Genomic DNA, 20,129 nt, shown 5'->3' on the forward strand with positions numbered 1-20,129 from the left:
GATCGGTCGAGAGGTGTTGGAGTGAAAAGGATTATGGGAAGAGGGCCGTCAGAGCGGCGCAACCGGAGCGGTGGCAAGCGCGTCCGCGGAATGGTAGCTGTACTGGCGGCATGCGGCCTCGTGGCTGGAATGGCAGCCTGCAGCAGCAACGACGACAGCGGTAGCACCGAGACTTCGTCGGCAGCGAATGCCGCGTTCCCGGTGACGATCAAGTCTGCTCTCGGCACGGCCGAGATCAAGGAGGAGCCCAAGCGGGTCGCAACCTGGGGATGGTCCAACCAGGACGCCCTCCTGGCGCTCGGCGTCGTCCCGGTTGCGATGCCCACCTTCGCGGGACCTCAGTACGGGGCCGACGACAAGGGCATTCTGAAGTGGGACGCCGAGGCGCTCGACAAGCTCGGTGGCGAGCAGCCGACCTTGTTGTCGGGTGACGGAACCGGTGAGGCACCCGTCGAGCAGTTCGCCAAGGCAGAACCGGATCTCATCTTCGCCCCGTACTCCGGTATCACTCAGCAGGAATTCGACGCGCTGTCGAAGATCGCGCCTGTGGTGTCCTTCCCGGACGAGCCGTGGACCGCGTCGTGGCAGGACCAGGTGACCATCGCCGGTCAGGCGCTGGGCAAGCAGGCCGAGGCCACCGCACTCATCGACAAGACCAATGCCGCGATCAGCGCGACAGCTGCGAAGAACCCTGCGCTGCAAGGTAAGACCGTGACCATCGCACTCCCGAACAGCCCGAGCACGTTCGCGGTGAGCAAGGACGCCGACGTGCGCGTCGAGTTCCTCGAACAGCTTGGACTGAAGAACGAGCCGTCGATCCAGCAGGCAGATCCGACCAAGGACCCTGAGGCCGTGTACTTCGAGCTGAGCACCGAGCAGGCGCCCCTGATCGCGGCCGACGTGCTGTTCGTGGTCGCTTACGACAAGGACTCTCTCAACGCGTTCCTCGCCGAGCCTTTGGTTGCCGCACAGCCGGTGATCGTCGACGGCCGCACTGCATCCACCAAGGACTTCAGCGTCGACAAGAACTTCGCCTTCGGCGGACTGACGGTCCTGACCATCCCGTACATCCTCGACGACGTCGCCACGGTGCTGAACACCGCCGCAGGCAACGTCAAGGGATAGTCGAGGGACAAGGGCCGGATAACGGCCAGGGAGGAAACACCATGAGCGGCAAGGCTCTACTGCTGGACCTGTCGCCACTGCGCGAGAGCCCACCGTTCCGGAGCATCGTCATCGCACGCACCATCGCGGTGTTCGGAATCGGCATGCTGATCGTCGCAGTGCCCGTGCAGATCTTCGCGTTGACCGGATCGACGGCACACGTCGGATTCGCGTCGACGGTCACGGGCGTCGCCACCCTGGTCGGTCTGCTCACCGGGGGCGTACTCGCCGACCGGTACGACAGACGACGACTGATCGTATGGACCCGAACATTGTGCGGCTTGGCGTTTGTCGGGCTCGCGCTCAACGCGGCGTCGGCGGACCCGAGTGTATGGGCTATCTACGCACTCGGCGCCGTCGACGGCGCGATCGGTGCGATCAGCATCACCGCGCTCCTCGCCGTGACTCCGGCTCTGATCCCGGAGAACTCGTTCGCCGCGGCCGGAGCCATCAACGCACTCACCGTCCAGCTCGGCATGATGGCGGCCCCCGCGCTCGGTGGCGTGGTAATCGCCACCGGTGGGGTGACCTGGAACTACTGGGCTGCCGCAGCAGGCACCCTGCTCACTGTTCCACTTCTGGCGACTCTGCCGGAATTGCGGCCGGACGAGACGGACGAGGAGTCGCCGTGGGCGTCCCTCACCGGAGGGTTCCGGTTCGCGTTGAGCCGGAACATCGTTCGGTCGGTTCTCATCGTCGGAACCATTGCTTTGCTCGGCGGCGGTGTCGGGGTACTGATCCCGGCCTTCGTGGAGCAACGCTTCGACGGAGATCCGCGCACCGCCGGCCTGCTGTATTCCGCGACCGCAGTCGGGGCGGCCCTGGGATCGGTGGCCAGCGGGTGGATCAGCAGGGTGCGGCGCAAAGGCTACGTACTCGTACTCGCGCTCGCGGCCAGTTTCCTGGCGCTCGCCGGAGTCGGACTGGCACCGATGGTCTGGGTAGCGCTCGTCCTGTTGGCCGTGGCCGGGGCATTCGGTGCCGTCCAGGAGATCGTGGCGTACACCGTGATCCAGACCAACACGCCGGACCGGCTGCTCGGCCGCGCGAACAGTTTGTGGAGCGCACAGAACGTATTCGGACTGTCCGTGGGATCGGCGGTCGCAGGTCTGATCGGCACCGTGTTCGTCGCCTCCACCGCCTTGATCGTGTACGGCGTCATCATGGTGTCTCTGTCCGTACTCGCACTGATCTCGTTGGCGTCACTACGTGACTACGTGGACCACACCGTCGACCACGCTGTCGGCAACATTGTCGACCACATTGTCGACGGCAGCTCGCCGGGCGTCACACCCGAGCATTCCGGCACAGAATCACTCGAACGCGAGGAACTACGATGACCGCAGAGCTCTCCACGAACATCGACGTCGTACCGTTTTCCGTCGAGCGGGCCCAACGGTACGCCGACGCCGGCCTATGGCGTGGACGTGCCATACCCACGGAATTCGACACTTGGGTTGCCGACCATTCACGTCGCCGAGCCGTCGTCGGTAGCGATGGGGCATTGTCCTACTCCGAGTTGGGAATCCGGGTACGTGCCACCGCTGCCGGCTTCGCCGAACGCGGCGTCGGTGCTGGGGATCGGGTGATTGTTCAACTGCCCAACACACCCTCGTTCGTCGTGGTGCTCTTCGCCTTGCTCGAATGTGGCGCCGTTCCGGTATTGACCCTGCCCGCCCATCGTGCCCGAGAGATCGTGCACCTCGCCGGCTTGTCCGAGGCGACGGCATACGTGATCGCCGACAGCGACGGGGGTTTCGACTACCGCGACCTCGCCCGTGAGGTCGTCGGGTCAGTTCCCAGTGTGACAACGGTGTTCGTCGACGGTGACGCAGCGGAATTCACCTCACTCGCAGATGTTCACGCCGAGCGACGCGCCTTCGATCGGGCCGATTCACGGGACGTCGCGGTGCTGCTGGTGTCCGGCGGAACCACCGGATTGCCGAAGCTGATTCCCCGCACCCACGACGACTACGCGTACAACGCCCGAGCCAGCGCGCAGATATGTGAACTCACCGAAGACGACGTGTATCTCGCGGTCCTTCCCGCGGCTCACAATTTCCCCCTTGCCTGCCCCGGCATTCTCGGTGCGTTCGGTGTCGGCGCCGCCGTGGTCCTGACGCGCGATCCCAGCCCGGACCACACGTTCGGACTGATCGAACAGCACGGCGTCACCGTGACCGCTCTCGTACCGAGTCTGACCCATTTGTGGTGTGAAGCAACCGAATGGGAGAGTGCAGATCTCTCCAGCCTTCGGTTGCTGCAGGTCGGGGGAGCCAAGCTCACCCCGGAGGTCGCCAAACTCGTCCGGCCCGCCCTCGGATGCACCCTGCAGCAGGTGTTCGGCATGGCCGAGGGATTGCTGAACTACACGCGCCTCGACGACACCGACGATCTGGTGCTGACCACGCAGGGCCGTCCTCTCTCCGAACTCGACGAGATCCGGATCGTCGACGAGGCCGGTGACGATGTCCTACCGGGCGAGGTGGGGGAACTCCTCACCCGTGGGCCTTACACCATCAACGGCTATTACCGTGCCGCCGAACATAATCGGACCGCGATCACCGCCGACGGGTTCTACCGAAGTGGCGACCAGGTCCGCATGCTCGCGACCGGCCACCTGATCGTCACCGGCCGGATCAAAGACGTCATCACCCGGGGCGGCGAAAATGTCGCCGCAGACGCTCTCGAAGACCTGTTGCTCACCCACCCGGCGGTGTCCAGGGTCGCGGTGGTCGGCATCCCGGACCGTGATCTCGGAGAGAGCGTGTGCGCGGTGATCGTCACCCGCGCAACCGAACCCACACTGGGGGAGTTACGATCCTTCCTCGTCGGTCTCGGATGCGCCGCAAACACCCTTCCCGATCGTGTGGTGACTCGCCCGTCGCTGCCGATGACCGCAGTCGGGAAGATCGACAAGAACGCGTTGGTCGCTGCCGTCGGGAGCCGTTCGTGACATCATCGACCGTCGACGATCTCGATACCGATCTCGATCCTTCCCGTCTCCCGGCAGGGAACCTACTCGACCGAGACCTCGCCAAGGTCGTCGCCTTTGCCGAATCCGGCCTGTTCGAGGAATACGTGGTCTACGAGAACCACGGGGACTGGGTGATCGCGGCAGGCATTCTCGGCTCCGTGGTGATGACAGGCCGGACCGTGACCACCACCTGGGACGGCGTCGACAGCGTGTCCGAGTGGTCGGACGACCCGGCGCTCGCGCTGCAGGACTCCCTCGCGGCGCTCCCGGTTCAGCACTGGAATGCCTACGGCTGGGTGAGTTTCGAGTTCTCGGCGTACACCCATTGTGTGCCGGCCGGCCGGCCGCTGGGCGAGTCCACCCTGGCGCACCTGATCATCCCGCGCGTCGAAATCACCTTCGGCCGATCCCTGGGCGACGACATCGTCGTGACCGGCGGTACGCCCGCCGACGCGGCTGCGCTCACCGATGTCCTCCGGCGTGTTACCGCCGTGGCACCACCTTCGTCAGGTGCCGTCGACGTTTTCACCGACACCGATAGCTACCGAGAACGCGCCGCCGCGGCGATCGACGAAGTGCGTCGTGGCGACTACACGAAAGTCATTCTCTCCCGGACTGTTCCGGTTACTTTCGACGTCGACCTGCCCAATACCTACCGTGTCGGGCGACTCGCCAACACACCGGCCCGCTCCTTTCTGTTGAACCTCGGAGACATCGCAGCGGCAGGATTCAGCCCCGAACTCGTCGTCGCCGTCGACGGCCGGAGACGCGTCTCGGCCGAACCGCTTGCCGGGACCCGTGCCCTCGGTGTGGGACCGGAGGCGGACGCGGCAGCACGCAATGATCTGGAGGAGGACCCGAAAGAGATTGCCGAACATGCAGTGTCGGTCCGCACCGCGTTCCGGGAGGTCGCCTCCGTCTCTACCGGCGACTCGACCACGGTCACCGACTTCATGAGTGTTCGTGAACGTGGCAGTGTGCAGCACCTCGCCTCGACCGTGCGCGGCCTGTTGCGCGACGACCTCTCACCCTGGGATGCGTTCGCGGCCGTCTTTCCCGCCGTCACCGCGTCGGGAATCCCTAAACGCGAGTCGATCGACGCGATCGCACGTCTCGACAACGGTGAACGCGGCCTGTACTCGGGGGCGGTGGTTCGCGCCTCGTCGACCGGGACGCTTGAAGCCGCCCTCGTTCTCCGGGCCGTCTACCAGCAGCAAGGACGCACGTGGTTGCGTGCCGGGGCAGGGATCGTCGCGCAGTCCACTCCGGACCGAGAGTTCGACGAGACCTGTGAGAAGCTCACGAGCGTTGCACCGTATCTGATTCGGCGGCAGCATCCCAGTGCTGTCGAAGTGAGCGGCACCGAAGTGAGCGGCGCCGACGCATTCGATGTAAGCGCATTCGACGTAGAAGGGTAATAGCGACACATGGCCAGATCCCACCGGCAACAGTTGGTGCATCCCGAGGTGATCCGGCGTGCCACGGTCGTCGAGACGTCCGACATCGACGCCGGGATGCGACGCATCGTCCTGCGCGGCCCGGAACTTGTCGCGTTCGAGAAGGACGGGTTCGAGTTCCCGGCGCTGTGCAGTTCCGGATTCGACGACTTCGTGAGACTGTTCTTTCCCACCGAGTCCGGCGAAGTGGTGCTTCCGCAGCAGCGCGCACGCACGGTCGAGTGGCCACGCGACCCCAAGCCCGTCACCCGCAACTACACCGTGCGCAAGTTCGATCCCGCTGCCGCCGAGTTGACGCTCGATTTTGTCACCCACGAGACCGGAATCGCGTCCACCTGGGGACGACGATGCTTGCCGGGCGACTCCATCGACCTCCTTGGTCCGGTTCGTTCGGGGCGTGCGCCGGAAGATGTGGACTGGGTACTCGTCGTCGGAGACGAAACTGCGATACCGGCAATCGCGCGTTGGCTCGAAGAGATGCCCGCCGGTCTGGACGCTCGCGTCGTTGTCGAGGTCACTTCAGCCGAGCACACACTCGATCTGCCCAGCGCGGCTTCGGTCTCGCTCACTCGGGTAGGCCGAGACGACAGTCCGGCCGGTGAACTGTCAGCGCTCGAGCAGGCCGTGCGCTCCGTACCGTGGCGTGACGGCGCCGTGTTCGCCTGGGTAGCCGGAGAATCCACCTCGCTCAAGGGGATTCGTCGGTATCTGCGTGAAGAGCGTCAGTTGCCGGCGGAGATGGTGGACATCACCGGCTATTGGCGACGTGCCGAGGTCGTCACTCTCGCCGACGATCCCGCCGTGCCCGATCTCGCGGCCGCGACGACCGAACCGTTCGACAAGCTCGCCGAGCGGGCAGAGATCGTCTCCCCGTTCGCGATCAGGGCGGCAAACACTCTGCGTATTCCTCACCACGTTGCCGAAGGTGCCGACAATCTGGGCGAGTTGGCCTCTCGCACCGGAACCGACTCTCGAGCCTTGGCGAAGTTCGTCCGCTACCTGATCGCCACCGAGGTTCTCGCCCGGGGAGCAGGGGAGACGCTGACCCTCGGCGAAGTGGGTGAGGCGATGCTGGGCGACGAGTGGGTCTCGAGCTGGCTCGACCTCGAGGGAATCGAGGCACGGGTCGAGTTGTCCATCACCGGGTTGGTCGGCGCCGTTCGATCCGGAACGGCCGCGATCAGTGCCGTTACCGGCCGCACCCTCGACGAAGACTTGGACGCCCATCCACTGCTGGCCGACAAGCATCACCATCACATCGCCGACGAGGCAGCATTTCTGGGATCGGCCCTCGCAGCCGAATATCCCCTCAGCGACGTCACGCGCATCCTGGTCGCGGGCAGCGGTTCCGGCGTCGTGATGAATGCCGTGCTCGGTGCCGAACAGCACCTCGCGGCAACGGTCCTCGGTTTGCCCAGTGAACTCGAACGGATCGACAAGGACGTCGACCCCGCGGTGTCGGACCGGATCAGCCATCTGACGCAGAGTGTTCTCGCGCCGGTGACTGCCCACCCGTTCGACGCGTATCTCCTCCTCGAAGCGACTGGGCGTCTTCCGGACAACGACCTGAGCCTGCTGCTCCGTACAGCCAGTGAGGCTGTTGTGCCCGGTGGCAAGATCATCGTTGTCGAGCGGTTGCTCGACGAAGGTGCCGCCGGAACCTCGATCAGTGAGGACGCTGCCGAATTCGATCTGCTGATGCTCTGTATGCACGGCACCGGAATACGTACCGAATCCGAGTTCGCAGCTGTCGCGGAAGATGCAGGTCTGGTCGTGTCTGCATCACGACTCGTCGGCTGGGGAATCGCAGTTCTGGACCTGCGCCGCCAGCTCTGAACTTGGCTACGACCTTCGCCGGCTTGACCTTGACACAGTGACAAGGACTCCAATGGTCGACGAAGGAGGTGGTTGTCGTGAACACAACCAACCACGGTGGGCAGAATGCTCACCTCGTCGACGCATTGGCCGCAGCTGATCCCTCGGTTCGGCTGCGCGCCGCGCTCGCCGCCGGCACACGCCCGGACCCTGAGCTGACGGTTGCCCTGGTCGATCGGTGTGCCGTCGAGCCGGATTTCTTCGTCCGCGACATGCTGACCTGGGCGTTGTGCCGCCTGCCGGCCGAAATCACGGTACCGAAGCTGATCCGTGAGCTCGGGTCCGATGGTTCGCAAGCCCGCAGTCAGGCGCTCCACACCTTGTCCAAGATCGGCGATCCGATCGCGTGGCCCGCGGTCTCTGCGCTGGTTCACGACCAGGACGACGAGGTCGTGCGCAGTGCGTGGCGTGCGGCTGTGGCCCTCGTGCCGTCAAGAGACGAGGGCGCGCTCGCGGCCGAGCTGGCCACCGAACTCGGGCGGGGTGAACTCCAGATGCAGCTCAGTCTCAGCCGAGCTCTGACAGGATTGGGCGAGGCTGTACTCCCGGTGCTCGACGCGGCCGGTGCAAGCCCGAATCCGCATGTTCGGGCGCATGCTGATGCTACAAAGCAACTCTGGCACGACCCTGACGGTGGGTTCGCTCTCTCACACGAGTTGGCGAAGCGCGTCGCGGCAATCGGCCCGGACGCGTAGGAAGGGGAGACGGATGTTGATCGGCGAGGTCTCGCGGCGTTGTGGTGTCAGCACACGGATGCTGCGGCACTACGACACGTTGGGACTGGTGAGGCCGACGGGCCGCACGTCCGGCGGTTACCGCGAGTACTCCGCCGACGACATCCGTCGGCTCTTCCACGTCGAGAGCCTGAGGACGTTGGGGCTCTCGCTGAACGAGGCCAAGCGTGCACTGGACGAGCCCGACTTCGCCCCCGCCGATTTGGTGGGTGAACTCATGCAACACACTCGGCAACGGATCGCGGCGGAGGAAGAATTGCTGACCAAACTCGAAAGGGTCGACGCGTCCGCCCCTTCGGAGTGGGATGACGTCCTGCGCATGGTCTCGCTGTTGCGTGCACTCGAATCCGAGTTCGCCGCCCACCGTCAGCAAGCGATCCTGTCGCAGGAGCTGAATGCGGCGCTGCCCGTCGACGCACTCGTCGAAGCCATCCTGTCGGAGAAGGATGCCAACGTGGCAGGCGCGTTGCAGTGGGCGTTGGCGAGGACTGAAGGTGCGGGACTTGCAGGCCTCGCGAAGGGCCTCGAATCGAAGGACGTCGAGGTTCGACGCCGTGCGACGTCCGCCATCTCCGGGATTCACACCGAGGAGGCAACTCGGTCTCTGAAGCGAGCTCTCGATGATTCGGACGAGATAGTCCGCGCCGACGCTGCCCTCACCCTTGGATCTCGCGGAGAGGCCGTCGCGATGCCCGCTCTCCTCGAGATGGTCGCCGACGGGCGACGCGACGTCGAGGCCGGCGAGGTACTCGGTCTTCTGGCGGAGCGCTCACCAGCAAGCGGCGAAGTCGTCGATGCAGTGCAGGACAGGCTCGACAACACCGCCGACGTGCCGACGCGGTTGCGGATCACGCAGGCGCTCGCCGAGATTCCCGGCGCGGCAGCACGGGAAGCGCTCGCCCGGCTCACCCACGACGACGACAAGACGGTCGCGTCAACGGCAGCCGCGATCCTCGAGATGCGGGACCGTGGACCCCGCCGACGCGAACGACCGCGTATCGGGAACTGAAATCGGAGAACGAGGGCACGTCTGACAACTGCGGCCCAGGCTGTCAATGCCGCAACGATTTTGCTGCGGCGTTGCCCTTCAACGCCGCACAGAGCAGGACGACGAGCACTGCTAGAAACACGACCGTTGAAGTGACAGCCGAGCCCACAGATCCGAAACCCGTCACGACACCGATCGCGACCTGCGTGCAGAGTCCCACTACGGCTGTCCACACCGTCCGGCGCAGAAGCGGCCGCGCAATCCGATGGGCCAATTGCCACGCCTCGGGGCTCGAGATCGTTGCCCTCGTGCGTATGCCGACAACGGGATTCGGTTCATCACCGACCAGTCGCGGCATGAGCCCAGCAACGAAGGCGAGGATAAGCGTCGACGACGACAGTGAGGCCGTCAGACCCAGTAAGTCAGGCGATCCCACCCGTCCAGCCCCCTGTCGGCAGATTTTGAACACAGCGGACATTCCAGTCTGGGTGCCGCTGGACACATCCGACTGTATGCGAACGAATGTATGTACTGCTGATCAGGTGACGCACTTTCAAGCTTTGTCGGATGAGCAGCGGACTCGATCTCGGACGGGTTGTCAGACAGACCCTAATGCGGATCACCTACGCAGAAAAGGTTTCCCGCCGGATCCGCCAACACGTCCCAAATTGATCCGCCCGACTCATGGCGCTCGACGTGGGCTGCTCCTGCCGCGACGAAGGTCGCGACGACCTGGTCCCGCGGAGGATCCTGCGGTTCGAGGTCGAAGTCGAGGTGAACCGTATTCCTTTGGCTGCGAGCCTGATCGATCCGTTGGAAACCGAGAGTGAGTGGGAGGTCCGGGGCCGTCACCGTCAGGAAATCTTCGTCACCATCGATACTCGCCTCGCTGAATCGCTCCGACCACCAGGTGGCAAGTGATCGGGCATCCGTTGCATCGAACGTAACCATGGCCAATCGCACCATCGCACACCAACCTCTTTACACGTGACTGCCTTTCGATCGATCTTAGGCAATGCCCTGCAACTGATGCGCACCCGCTGCGCAGTGATCAACGGATATGGTTTCTCACGTGGTGGATCAACGGCGAATGAGTTTGCGACGCAGGTACCTGAGCCTCGGTCTTGGCGAACTGGCCGCCGCGGGAGTGTTTGCTGCTGTGGCTGTCGGCGTCGTGGTGCCTCGGCTCGAAGGTCCGCACGACTCCGCGGCGCTGTGGTCGGCGCTGGCCCCACTGCTCGTGGTTCTCGTGCAAGCGGGTGTCTATTGGCTGCTTGCCCGAGGCTGGGTCGAGCAGGCGCCGATGCCGGCCCGCCTCGCGGCGCTCTACCGTGCGTTTCGAGTCCTCGACATTGTCGTCTTGGCAGTCGGTCTCCTCGGCGTGCTCATTTGGCTACCAGATCATTTCGTCACTGCGGCGGTCATCATGGTGGTGTGGGCTTTCGGCGTCGTCGAATACGTCAATTACTTCGTGGCCCGTCTCGCTTATCCGCTGCGGCGGTGGCCGTTCGAGGTCGGCAAGTGGCGGACACCTCAACTTGTGCGCGACCTGCATTCGGCGCGGTGATACCGGCAGTAAAGCCGGCCTTTGCCGCAACGGCAAAATTTGATGCGGGATCGGCGTGAGTTCGGAAGGATCGGTACTGCCTAGCCAGGAATGAAGCCTCTTCGTCGTTCTTCACCGAGGAAGGAGATCCACCATGGCAACGTCGCGTCGGAGCCGCCGTGATGTCCCACCACCCCGGACAGGGAATAGCGAGACCGATACGCTGCGCGCGTTTCTCGACTACCTGCGTGATTCGATCGCTGTCAAGGTTGAAGGTGCTCCGGAACCTCAGGTGCGCACCACAATTGTTCGGTCGGGAACAACCTTGCTCAGGCTGGTCAATCATTTGACCTTTGTCGAACGATCGATGTTTCTCGCCGAAAACGTGACGGATTGGAAAGCGACGTTTCAGCGAAGAGACCGGACGCCATGCCGGGCACGCTGACATCCTCCGCGAGCTGATCGACGGTTCGACCGGTCGGTGACATCGCAACATCGATCACAACAGTGGTTCGAAGTCGTCCATCTCGCCGACAGCTTCCGCGCTTCATCGAGGCGAATGTCCACGACTGAAATCGGGGCCCACAGGTATCGGGTCGGTCGCTCCGTCGGGAGTTGTTACTTCCCAGTGCAGTTCGGATGCAGTCGGGGGAACGAGCGCGCCGATCCACTCGGCGACGACACCGACGATAACTTCCTCGAGTTCCGTGCGTGACCACTCTCGCGGACGAGTGGGAACCGGTGGCTCCCAGCCTTCCTCACCCCAGATCACGCCGAAAAGCTCCCGCTCGTCGCCGATCTGCTGATTCAAACTGAACGCATCAGGGTCGTCGAATCGCGCCCAGACGCCGAAAGTGCCCTCGCCGTCCTGGTCCACGGAGACGTCGATGACAATGCCTTCGGTTTGTGCTGTCGCCGCGGCGCGCATCGCCGCCAGCCGGCTTTCGACTACCGACGATGCGGTGTCGAGGACGGACCTCAGCGCGTCACGGTACTCGGCAGGTTCCATCGGCACAGGATATAGAATTTCAGGCAATCGACTTCGAAGTCAGTGCCCCCGACATGGCAGCCCATTGAAGAAGAATGACCGTCTTACCGTCGACGATCTCTCCGCCGGCGACCATGTCGAGTGCCGTGTCGAACGGCAACTCCAGGACTTCGATGTCCTCGCCTTCGTCTGGCACCCCGCCGCCGCTGCCGGTTCTGTCCGCCGGACTGTATCGAGCGGCGTAGAAATGCACTCTCTCGGTGACGGATCCGGGGCTCATGTACAGATCGAACAGATGCTGCACCTCACCGATCGCGACGCCAAGCTCCTCGCTCGTCTCTCGCCGAATGGCTACTTCCGGGGTGTCGTCGTCGAGCAAACCGGCTGCGGTCTCGATCAGCATTCCGTCGGGGTGCGCGTTGACGTAAGCGGGAAAGCGGAATTGCTTCGTCAGCAGGACGGTGCGCCGTTCGGGGTCGTACAGCAAGATCGTCGCGCCGTTCCCGCGGTCGTAGGTTTCACGTTGCTGCGTCTCGCGAGTCCCGTCCCGACGCCGGTACGTGAAGGTGCTGCGACGCAACACATGCCAACCGTCTGAGGTGACCTCGACTCGTTCGACTTCGACATTAGGATTACCGTGCAGCCCGAAGCCTGTTCGGTCGAGGCCGGTGCGACCCCGGCTGTCCGGTATGTCGACGCCGACACAACCCTCGGTTGAAGTTGGGTGTACCAGCGGGTCGCAGTCGGGTTCGGTCATGTCATTCACCGTAGCGAAGATCGGCCCCTCGCCGTTATTGGGCAACAACAGTTTCAGAGGTTGAGCGCTGTAATGACAGAACCTCTCAGCCCAACTGAGAAGTCCCGCCCCCGTCCGGAGACGTGAGCGGGGCTCGGGTATCAGCGAATTCGGCAGCGCGTCAGACAGCTTCCTTGCTCGCCTGCGCAGCAAGGGTGAGCGCGATATCGACGATCATGTCCTCCTGGCCACCCACCAGACGGCGACGTCCGGCTTCGAGCAGCAGTGTGCGAACGTCGATTCCGTAGCGCTCCGACGCAGCTTCCGCGTGGCGCAGGAAGCTCGAGTACACGCCTGCGTAGCCCAGTGTGAGGGTCTCTCGATCGACGCGGACCGGCCGGTCCTGCAGCGGACGGACGATGTCGTCGGCAGCATCCTGCAAGGCGAACAGGTCGCAGCCGTGCTCCCACTCCTCGATGTTCGCAACGGCGATGAATGCTTCGAGGGGGCAGTTGCCGGCTCCGGCACCGTGTCCGGCCAAGGAAGCGTCGACGCGCGTGACGCCGTTCTGCACGGCCACAACAGAATTGGCGACCGAGAGTGAAAGGTTCTCGTGGGCGTGGATACCGATTTCGGTACCCTCGTCGAGAATGTCGCGGTATGCGCGAACACGATCCGCGACGTCGTTCATCACCAGGCGCCCACCCGAGTCGGTGACGTAGACGCAGTGCGCGCCATACGATTCCATCAGCTTGGCCTGCTTCGCCAACTCCTCGGCCGGTGCCATGTGGCTCATCATCAGGAAGCCTGAGACATCCATGCCGATCTCGCGGGCGGTCTCGATGTGCTGCGCGGAGACGTCGGCCTCGGTGCAGTGGGTGGCAACGCGAACGGAACGTACACCCAGGTCGTAGGCATGCTTGAGTTCACTGATCGTGCCGACACCGGGCAGAAGCAGCGTGGTGAGGCGAGCGTGCTCGAGTACCTCGGCTGCTGCTTCGATCCATTCCCAGTCGGTGTTGGAGCCGGGACCGTAGTTGAGCGAGCCACCAGCGAGGCCGTCACCGTGCGCAACTTCGATCGCGTCGACGCCGGCAGCGTCGAGAGCTGTGACGATCCGCTTGACGTCGGTCGGCGAAATGCGGTGGCGAACAGCGTGCATGCCGTCGCGAAGGGTGACGTCCTGGACGAAGATCTTGCGGTTGCTCACTTGGTTGCTTCCTTCTGCTGGGCGATGCGCTCCGCGATCTGCATTCCGGCGGACGTCATGATGTCGAGATTGCCGGCGTACGCGGGCAGGTAGTGCGCAGCACCCTCGACCTCGAGGAATACCGACACCTGGTGGGTAGGGCGATTGCCGTCGACGAGCAACGTCTCGACCGGCTGGTCGGCCGGGATCTCGGTGATCTGGACTTCCTGCTTGAGGCGGTAGCCCGGGACGTATGCCGAGACGTCGCCGACCATCTTCTCGATCGACTGACGGATCTCGTCGTGAACAGCCGTATCCGGCGCGTCGACGAGGCAGAAGACCGTGTCGCGCATGATGAGCGGCGGCTCAGCGGGGTTGAGGATGATGATGGCCTTGCCGCGACGAGCGCCGCCGACTGCCACGATCGCCTCGGACGTGGTTTCGGTGAACTCGTCGATGTTGGCGCGCGTTCCGGGACCGGCCGACTTGGAGGCGATGGACGCGACGATCTCCGCGTACGCCACCGGAACCACCCGAGAAACAGCGGCAACCATCGGGATGGTGGCCTGGCCGCCACACGTCACCATGTTGACGTTGGGTGCGTCCAAGTGCTCGTCCGCGTTGACGGCCGGTACGACGTACGGTCCGATCGCGGCAGGCGTCAGGTCGATCATGCGCTTGCCGAGGGGAGCCAGACGCGCGTTGTTGGCCACGTGAGCCTTTGCCGAGGTGGCGTCGAAGACGATCTCGATCTCGTCGAAGTTCGGCAGACCGACCAGGCCTTCGACGCCTTCTGCCGTGATCGGCACGTTCAGACGTGCCGCACGAGCGAGCCCGTCCGACGCGGGGTCGATACCGACCATCGCGCCCATCTCCAGGTAGTCGGAGTTACGCAGCACCTTGATCATCAGATCCGTGCCGATGTTGCCCGATCCGATGATCGCGACCTTGACCTTGCTCATGCGTTGTCCTCTTCGCTGGAAAAACTGGTGGTGACGGAACCGAGCCCGGAGACGGTCACGGTGACTTCGTTGCCTGCGGTGACCGGCGCCATGGGGCCGAGTGCGCCGGACAGGATCACCTGGCCTGCGGTCAGCGGCTGCCCCAACTCGCGCGCCGTGCGGGCGAGCCAGACGACGGCTTCGATCGGATCGCCCAGGCAGGCGGTTCCGACGCCGGTGGACACCTCGGTGCCGTCGACGGACATCGACATGACGACGCCGGCGGGTTCCACCTCGTCGAGGGTGCGGCGTTCGGTTCCGAGGACGTAGACGCCCGAGGACGCATTGTCGGCGACGGTGTCACCGAACTTGATGTCCCACGACTCGATGCGGCTGTCGCAGATCTCGATCGCCGCGACGGCGTAGTCGATCGCGCCGCGGACCTGGGCGCTGTCCAGTGGCCCGTCCACAAGGTCGGCGCCGAGCACGAAGGCAACTTCCGCTTCGACCTTGGGCTGGATCAAACGACTCATGGGGATGGCGCCGCCGGCCGGGAACTCCATGTCGGCGTACAGCACGCCGAGGTCGGGCTGGTCGACGCCGAGCTGCTGCTGGACTGCCACCGAGGTCAGGCCGATCTTGCGGCCTACGACCACGGCCCCGCCCTGCCGACGGATTTCGTCGACGCGACGCTGGACGGCGTAGGCGGCGACGAGGTCGTCGGCGCCGATCAGATCGCGCACTGGCGCGCAGGGAGTACCGCTCGCGATGGCGGCTGCGAGGCGGTCCGCAGCAGCTGCGATGTCGGTCTCGCTAGCTGTACTGGTATTCGTGGGCTGGCTCATGGCCACTACTTTCGCCGCGGCGCCGAGATTGCGCCAGGGAACTGTCTCACTCAGCGATACGCTGGGGAGGTGACTGGCAGCGCAAACCTCGACACCGTGCTCGGCAAGGCGGTGACGATCCTTCGTGCCTTCCGGGCCGACGACCATGTGTTGCCTCTGGCCGTCCTGGTCCAGCGGACGGGACTGCACAAGGCAACCGTGCACCGCCTGGCCAACGAACTGGTTGCGAACCGGTTACTCGACCGACTCGACGGTGGTTACCGACTCAGCGGTGGTCTCTTCGAACTCGGAATGCTCGCCTCTCTCGAAAGGAGCCTTCTGGAGATGGCGATGCCGTTCCTCCAGGACTTGTACGAGCGGACCCACGAGACAGTCCACCTGGGGGTCCGTGACGGCCACGACGTCGTCTATGTGGCGAAGATCGGCGGCCATCGACAAGCCAACTCCCCTTCTCGGACCGGCGGCCGGATACCGCTGTATTGCACCGCAATCGGAAAGGCGCTCCTCGCTTTCTCCGACAACGAATTTCGTCGCGAAGTGTTGTCGGAACCGATGACGCGCCGAACCCCGCACACGATTGTCGCGCCCGGCATTCTCAACACCCAACTGAACAGAGTGGTCGAGACCGGCATTGCGTTCGAGCGCGAGGAATCGGCGCCGGGTCTTGCGTGTGTTGCGGCACCGGTCTTCGGAACCAATGACAAACCCGTCGCGGCCATCAGTGTCACTGGTCCCACCAGTCGCTTCGTCCCCGAGAGCCAGGTGTCCTACGTGCGCGCTGCTGCCGAAGGCCTACACAGCACGATCGCTCGTCGCGAACGATTGCGGTGACCTCGCCGTCCCGACCTCGACGAGTCCGGTCAGGGCCTGCGGCAACGGACCCTCGTGCAAGACGCCCAGACGTTGGGTGGCGCGGGTGAGGGCGACATAGAGTTCCGACGCACCGCGCGGGCCGTCGGCAATGATCCGCTCCGGTTCCACGACGAGCACGGCATCGAACTCCAAACCCTTCGTTTCCGAAACCGGCACAGCGCCTGGCACATCCGCAGGTCCGATGACGATGCTCGTACCTTCGCGTCCGTCCTCGTCCTGATTGAATTCGTCGACGGCGGACGCCAGTTCGTCGGCGGAGATTCGCTTGGACCACGGTTGGCCCCCGCAGGCGCGAACGGACTCGGGTGGTTGGACTCCCGGCGCGAACTCGGCGAGCAAGGCGGCGGCGACGCTCATGATCTCGGCTGGAGTGCGGTAGTTCACCGACAGTGATCGGTAGATCCAGCGACCGGGGACATACGGCTCCATCATCGTCGCCCACGAGCGGGCACCTGCGGGTGAACGTCGTTGCGCGAGATCGCCTACCACCGTGAATGACCGGTCCGGGCAACGGCGCATCAGGACCCGCCAGTCCATCTCGGACAGTTCTTGTGCCTCGTCGACGACGATATGCCGGTACGTCCAGTCTCTGTCTGCAGCAGCGCGTTCGGCGAGTTCCCGGGTGTCACGTTCGACGAAACGGTCGGCCAGGTCCTCGGCGTACAGCATGTCCTGGGCGAGAAGATGGTCTTCGTCGTCCATCAGGTCTTCGCGACTGATCATCATGTCCAGCACACCCGCCGCATACGCGGCCTCGTCCTGGCGTTCGCGTTCGGCGCTCTGATCCACAGGCTTGTCCCGGCCGAGCATGTCCACCAATTCGTCGAGAAGAGGAACGTCGGACACCGTCCAGGCATCGCCATCTCGGCGCAACAGTCTCTCGTCCGCACCTGCCGCCCGTAGGCGTTCCGGAGAAGTAAACAGCTGTGTCAGTAGCTCTTTCGGTGTCAGGATCGGCCAGAGTGCGTCGAGCGCTGCGGCAAACGCGTCATTCTCCGCCAACTCTGCGGTCAGATCTGCGCGCACTTGCTCCCACGCTTCACGGTCACTGCGGGTCAACCATCCCTTTCCGATGCGCGCTATCGCCCGTTCGGTCAGTGCCCAGGTGAGGATTTCGGTGAACACCGTGCGAGCGTCGTTGTGGGGGAGCTTGCTGGCGCGGGCTTCTTCTCGGGCCCACTCCGCGGTTTCGGCTTCGATCCGCACTGTGACGTCCGCCAGTTCGATCGACAGCGGGCTCTCGGGCAGTCGCTGATGATCGGCGATTGCCGCGCTGAGCACATTCAGGATCTTCAGTGAACCCTTGAGTTCAGCGGCGCCCGGGATGTCCTCGGCGGTGACGCGTAGGCCGGGGACAAGATCACCGGTGGTCATGAAGACCACGTCGGACTCGCCCAGTGAGGGCAGTACGCGGCCGATGTGGTTCAAGAACGCCGGGTTGGGCCCGACCACAAGAACTCCGTGACGTTCCATACGTTCTCGCTGCGTGTAGAGAAGGTAGGCGACGCGGTGCAAGGCGACGACGGTCTTCCCGGTGCCCGGGCCACCTTCGATCACCAACACTCCAGGGTGCTCGAGACGGACGACGTCGTCTTGCTCGGCCTGGATCGTGGCCACGATGTCCCGCATGCCCTCACCTCGCGGTGCGTTGACCGCCGCGAGCAGGGCGGAGTCCCCGCGTGCGTCGCGTTCACCACCCTCGGGGCGCCCGAGTACCTCGTCGGTGAAATCGACCACGCGTCGACTCCGCGTGTGGAACTGACGGCGTCGACGCATGTTCTCCGGGTTCGCAGCGGTGGCGACGTAGAACGGGCGAGATGCCGGCGCCCGCCAATCGAGCAGAACCGGTTCGTAGTCGTTGTCCGCGTCCAGAAGGCCGATCCGCCCGATGTACGAAGTCGCACCCGACAGTGAGTCCAACCGGCCGAAACACAGTCCGTTGTCGGCTACATCCAGCCTTTTCACCTCTTTGGCAAGCGCGCGTACCTCTGCATCGCGTTCCATTAGTGCTTGGCCGTCTCCGCGCAGAGCGGTGCTGTACCGACCCTTGACTCGGGCCCGTTCGGCGTCGAGTCGCGCGTAGAGCGCCTCCACATAGTTCCGCTCGGATTGAAGTTCGTCTTCGTATCCCTGGATTGGCACATGCCCTCACTTCCGCTGGCTGTTCCGATCCGGTAGTCGGTCGTACGGGATCGGAAGAGCCATTCTGCGGCACTACCCGGGCCTTGCCGCAAGCCCCCCGGTGGGCTATATATTGGTAGTGGAAGGGAGTGTCGATCCTCCCCCGCTTTCCCACAAATCCTCTCGCGACCCCCAGACTGATGCACGGCTCCCAGCCTGGTCGATGTTTGGACCCCGAGTGCCACGGGTACAAATCCAGTGACCGGTGTTCCAAAATCGGTTCCCCTCATGAACTTACGTGGATCGAGGGATTGTGAAGGCGATACTGGCAACGGCCGCGAGCATCCTTCTGGTGGTTGCCTTGGCCGTCGCCGTCTTGCTTCTCCTTTCCGGATCACCGCGCGAAGGTACTTCGCACGAACTCGCCGACACGGTTCACACGATCGGCGGGCAACCGACAACCTGTACCGAGTTGTTCGGTGAAACATGCAGCTTTACTTTGCAGTCCGACTACAACCAGTGGGGACAAAACCTCGAGAGTTTTGTCAATGCCGGGACTCTCGGACCTTTCGCCCGCAGCATCGGCTTCGTGGCGGAGGCGAAGCTGAGCTTGCAGGCATGCGAGGTCAGCGCTACCGCGGGTAGGACGATCCTCGATTTCTACAATCTTGCGGGGATCGACCACCCCACGGCCACCACCACCGACCTCTTTCCCTTCTGGAACGAGTCACGCCAATTCTTGTGCCCGGTAAACAGTTTCTGAGACTGTTGTTTGCTACTTGAGACCGGACTGGACGAACGCGTCGCGCACGTAGCGCTGAAGGAACAGATAGATCAGGAAGATCGGCAGACACGCCAGTCCGGACGCCGCCATGATGGCACCCCAATTGTTCCCTTCGGCACCGAGGAAGCTGCGGATACCGATCTGTAGCACCGAATTCGACTGGCGCATGATGAGCGCGGGCCAGAGATATTCGTTCCAAGCAGAGATGAACAGCATGATTCCCAGCGCCGCGAGAGCAGGCTTCATGTTGGGCAGCACAACCTTCCACAGCGTTGCCCACGAGTTCTGTCCGTCGATCTGACTGGCGTCCAGTAGCTCCCGCGGAAACGCCTCCATATGCTGTCGCATCAGCAGGACTCCGAAGGCCGAGCACAAGTTCGGGATCACGATGCCTGCAACGGTGTTGAGCAAGCCCATCTGGGAGATCAGCAGGTAGTTGGGGATCATAGTGACCTGAAACGGAACCAACCACGACCCGACGAAGAGTAGGAACAACGCTTGCTTGCCGAAGAAGTTCCACCGGGCGAACCCGTACGCGGCGAGGATTGCGACGAACAGCTGGCTGACCGACATGGCCAACGCCATGGTGAAGGTGTTCACCATCATCGACGCCATCGGGATCGTGTTCCACACGTATCGGAAGTTCTCGAGGCTGAAGGGCGAGGGGAGCGGGCTCGCCGACAGCGAATCGTCAGGGCGACGAAAGGCCGTGGCAAACAGCCAGTAGATCGGAAAAATGCTGAACACGGTCACGGCCGCGAGGACAACGTGCCCGACCACCCGTCGCGTTCGAGACCGGGACCGTACCGGTCCGTCGTTGCTCTCACTCCGGGCGTTGAGGTGCTCCACCACCGGGATCGCATCGGAACCAGGTGGATGGCCGGGTGCGTCGACCAGAACAAATGCCATGT

Annotated in this window: 20 protein-coding genes and 1 pseudogene; 12 read left to right on the forward strand and 9 right to left on the reverse strand. The window is 63.9% G+C overall.

Annotated features, from left to right (window positions below):
• Positions 1-21 precede the first annotated feature (21 nt).
• From ACWF6P_RS03880 to ACWF6P_RS03910, 7 genes are all read left to right on the forward strand, one after another.
• A complete protein-coding gene (locus tag ACWF6P_RS03880; protein WP_452620035.1) occupies positions 22-1,125 on the forward strand; it encodes an iron-siderophore ABC transporter substrate-binding protein in 1,104 nt (367 codons plus the stop codon).
• Between the two features lie 41 nt (positions 1,126-1,166).
• Positions 1,167-2,504 carry an enterobactin transporter EntS gene (gene entS, locus ACWF6P_RS03885; protein ID WP_378530329.1) on the forward strand — a complete coding sequence of 446 codons (1,338 nt, stop codon included), beginning with the start codon at positions 1,167-1,169 and terminating at the stop codon, positions 2,502-2,504.
• Complete coding sequence (locus ACWF6P_RS03890; RefSeq protein ID WP_452620036.1) at positions 2,501-4,120, forward strand: (2,3-dihydroxybenzoyl)adenylate synthase; 1,620 nt, start codon at positions 2,501-2,503, stop codon at positions 4,118-4,120. Before entS ends, ACWF6P_RS03890 begins: the two co-directional genes overlap by 4 nt.
• The gene (locus ACWF6P_RS03895; RefSeq protein ID WP_452620037.1) at positions 4,117-5,559 is read left to right on the forward strand and encodes a salicylate synthase; all 1,443 of its coding nucleotides are present in this window, start codon (positions 4,117-4,119) and stop codon (positions 5,557-5,559) included. Before ACWF6P_RS03890 ends, ACWF6P_RS03895 begins: the two co-directional genes overlap by 4 nt.
• Positions 5,560-5,568: 9 nt before the next feature.
• On the forward strand, positions 5,569-7,434 hold the full coding sequence (locus tag ACWF6P_RS03900) for an SIP domain-containing protein (RefSeq protein WP_452620038.1): 1,866 nt from the start codon (positions 5,569-5,571) through the stop codon (positions 7,432-7,434).
• Between the two features lie 68 nt (positions 7,435-7,502).
• Positions 7,503-8,168: a HEAT repeat domain-containing protein gene (locus ACWF6P_RS03905; protein ID WP_452620039.1), complete on the forward strand. Its 666-nt coding sequence runs from the start codon at positions 7,503-7,505 to the stop codon at positions 8,166-8,168.
• A 13-nt stretch (positions 8,169-8,181) separates the two neighbouring features.
• Positions 8,182-9,216 (forward strand): HEAT repeat domain-containing protein, encoded by a 1,035-nt coding sequence (locus ACWF6P_RS03910; RefSeq protein ID WP_452620040.1) that lies wholly within the window; start codon positions 8,182-8,184, stop codon positions 9,214-9,216.
• Positions 9,217-9,259: 43 nt separating this feature from the next.
• On the opposite strand, the gene ACWF6P_RS03915 is transcribed toward ACWF6P_RS03910, so the two are convergent.
• Both ACWF6P_RS03915 and ACWF6P_RS03920 read right to left on the reverse strand, forming a co-directional pair.
• The gene (locus tag ACWF6P_RS03915) at positions 9,260-9,631 is read right to left on the reverse strand and encodes an SdpI family protein (RefSeq protein ID WP_452620041.1); all 372 of its coding nucleotides are present in this window, start codon (positions 9,629-9,631) and stop codon (positions 9,260-9,262) included.
• 173 nt (positions 9,632-9,804) lie between these two features.
• The gene (locus ACWF6P_RS03920) at positions 9,805-10,146 is read right to left on the reverse strand and encodes a VOC family protein (protein ID WP_378541551.1); all 342 of its coding nucleotides are present in this window, start codon (positions 10,144-10,146) and stop codon (positions 9,805-9,807) included.
• Positions 10,147-10,285: 139 nt separating this feature from the next.
• Here ACWF6P_RS03920 and ACWF6P_RS03925 point away from each other — a divergent pair, with 139 nt between their 5' ends.
• The 3 genes and pseudogenes from ACWF6P_RS03925 to ACWF6P_RS03935 all read left to right on the forward strand — a co-directional run bounded on the left by ACWF6P_RS03925 (position 10,286) and on the right by ACWF6P_RS03935 (position 11,226).
• Complete coding sequence (locus ACWF6P_RS03925) at positions 10,286-10,762, forward strand: hypothetical protein (protein WP_452620042.1); 477 nt, start codon at positions 10,286-10,288, stop codon at positions 10,760-10,762.
• A gap of 133 nt (positions 10,763-10,895) precedes the next feature.
• Positions 10,896-11,054: pseudogene (locus tag ACWF6P_RS03930) on the forward strand (mini-circle protein); the annotation flags it as partial.
• Positions 11,055-11,133: 79 nt separating this feature from the next.
• Positions 11,134-11,226 carry a mycothiol transferase gene (locus tag ACWF6P_RS03935; protein WP_370852753.1) on the forward strand — a complete coding sequence of 31 codons (93 nt, stop codon included), beginning with the start codon at positions 11,134-11,136 and terminating at the stop codon, positions 11,224-11,226.
• Between the two features lie 62 nt (positions 11,227-11,288).
• On the opposite strand, the gene ACWF6P_RS03940 is transcribed toward ACWF6P_RS03935, so the two are convergent.
• The 5 genes from ACWF6P_RS03940 to ACWF6P_RS03960 all read right to left on the reverse strand — a co-directional run bounded on the left by ACWF6P_RS03940 (position 11,289) and on the right by ACWF6P_RS03960 (position 15,440).
• Positions 11,289-11,750 (reverse strand): DUF6389 family protein, encoded by a 462-nt coding sequence (locus ACWF6P_RS03940; RefSeq protein WP_452620043.1) that lies wholly within the window; start codon positions 11,748-11,750, stop codon positions 11,289-11,291.
• Positions 11,751-11,769: 19 nt separating this feature from the next.
• Entirely contained in the window at positions 11,770-12,486 is a 717-nt protein-coding gene (locus tag ACWF6P_RS03945; protein ID WP_452620044.1) for an NUDIX domain-containing protein, read from the reverse strand.
• 160 nt (positions 12,487-12,646) lie between these two features.
• Positions 12,647-13,675 carry a 4-hydroxy-2-oxovalerate aldolase gene (dmpG, locus tag ACWF6P_RS03950; protein ID WP_030537431.1) on the reverse strand — a complete coding sequence of 343 codons (1,029 nt, stop codon included), beginning with the start codon at positions 13,673-13,675 and terminating at the stop codon, positions 12,647-12,649.
• The gene (locus ACWF6P_RS03955; protein ID WP_452620045.1) at positions 13,672-14,616 is read right to left on the reverse strand and encodes an acetaldehyde dehydrogenase (acetylating); all 945 of its coding nucleotides are present in this window, start codon (positions 14,614-14,616) and stop codon (positions 13,672-13,674) included. Before ACWF6P_RS03955 ends, dmpG begins: the two co-directional genes overlap by 4 nt.
• Positions 14,613-15,440: a 2-keto-4-pentenoate hydratase gene (locus ACWF6P_RS03960; RefSeq protein ID WP_452620046.1), complete on the reverse strand. Its 828-nt coding sequence runs from the start codon at positions 15,438-15,440 to the stop codon at positions 14,613-14,615. The genes ACWF6P_RS03955 and ACWF6P_RS03960 overlap by 4 nt, the downstream gene beginning before the upstream one ends.
• A gap of 69 nt (positions 15,441-15,509) precedes the next feature.
• Here ACWF6P_RS03960 and ACWF6P_RS03965 point away from each other — a divergent pair, with 69 nt between their 5' ends.
• Positions 15,510-16,271, forward strand: coding sequence for an IclR family transcriptional regulator (locus ACWF6P_RS03965; RefSeq protein ID WP_452620047.1), 762 nt, complete (start codon positions 15,510-15,512; stop codon positions 16,269-16,271).
• Here the strand turns inward: ACWF6P_RS03965 and helR are convergent.
• On the reverse strand, positions 16,233-18,455 hold the full coding sequence (gene helR / locus ACWF6P_RS03970) for an RNA polymerase recycling motor ATPase HelR (protein WP_452620048.1): 2,223 nt from the start codon (positions 18,453-18,455) through the stop codon (positions 16,233-16,235). The two genes, ACWF6P_RS03965 and helR, sit on opposite strands and share 39 nt — an antisense overlap.
• Before the next feature lie 277 nt (positions 18,456-18,732).
• Here helR and ACWF6P_RS03975 point away from each other — a divergent pair, with 277 nt between their 5' ends.
• Positions 18,733-19,197, forward strand: coding sequence for a hypothetical protein (locus ACWF6P_RS03975; RefSeq protein ID WP_378541565.1), 465 nt, complete (start codon positions 18,733-18,735; stop codon positions 19,195-19,197).
• A gap of 12 nt (positions 19,198-19,209) precedes the next feature.
• Here the strand turns inward: ACWF6P_RS03975 and ACWF6P_RS03980 are convergent, their stop codons facing one another.
• Positions 19,210-20,127: a carbohydrate ABC transporter permease gene (locus tag ACWF6P_RS03980; RefSeq protein ID WP_452620049.1), complete on the reverse strand. Its 918-nt coding sequence runs from the start codon at positions 20,125-20,127 to the stop codon at positions 19,210-19,212.
• Between the last annotated feature and the right edge of the window lie 2 nt (positions 20,128-20,129).

The sequence above is a fragment of the Rhodococcus sp. NPDC055024 genome (genome assembly GCF_053608585.1).

What these genes read in the sequence shown, in the direction of transcription:
- entS (WP_378530329.1), top strand. Translation starts at nt 1,167, where the DNA reads ATGAGCGGCAAGGCTCTACTGCTGGACCTGTCGCCACTGCGCGAGAGC.
- ACWF6P_RS03890 (WP_452620036.1), top strand. Translation starts at nt 2,501, where the DNA reads ATGACCGCAGAGCTCTCCACGAACATCGACGTCGTACCGTTTTCCGTC.
- ACWF6P_RS03900 (WP_452620038.1), top strand. Translation starts at nt 5,569, where the DNA reads ATGGCCAGATCCCACCGGCAACAGTTGGTGCATCCCGAGGTGATCCGG.
- ACWF6P_RS03910 (WP_452620040.1), top strand. Translation starts at nt 8,182, where the DNA reads ATGTTGATCGGCGAGGTCTCGCGGCGTTGTGGTGTCAGCACACGGATG.
- ACWF6P_RS03920 (WP_378541551.1), bottom strand. Translation starts at nt 10,146, where the DNA reads ATGGTTACGTTCGATGCAACGGATGCCCGATCACTTGCCACCTGGTGG.
- ACWF6P_RS03925 (WP_452620042.1), top strand. Translation starts at nt 10,286, where the DNA reads ATGAGTTTGCGACGCAGGTACCTGAGCCTCGGTCTTGGCGAACTGGCC.
- ACWF6P_RS03940 (WP_452620043.1), bottom strand. Translation starts at nt 11,750, where the DNA reads ATGGAACCTGCCGAGTACCGTGACGCGCTGAGGTCCGTCCTCGACACC.
- ACWF6P_RS03945 (WP_452620044.1), bottom strand. Translation starts at nt 12,486, where the DNA reads ATGACCGAACCCGACTGCGACCCGCTGGTACACCCAACTTCAACCGAG.
- ACWF6P_RS03955 (WP_452620045.1), bottom strand. Translation starts at nt 14,616, where the DNA reads ATGAGCAAGGTCAAGGTCGCGATCATCGGATCGGGCAACATCGGCACG.
- ACWF6P_RS03960 (WP_452620046.1), bottom strand. Translation starts at nt 15,440, where the DNA reads ATGAGCCAGCCCACGAATACCAGTACAGCTAGCGAGACCGACATCGCA.
- ACWF6P_RS03980 (WP_452620049.1), bottom strand. Translation starts at nt 20,127, where the DNA reads ATGGCATTTGTTCTGGTCGACGCACCCGGCCATCCACCTGGTTCCGAT.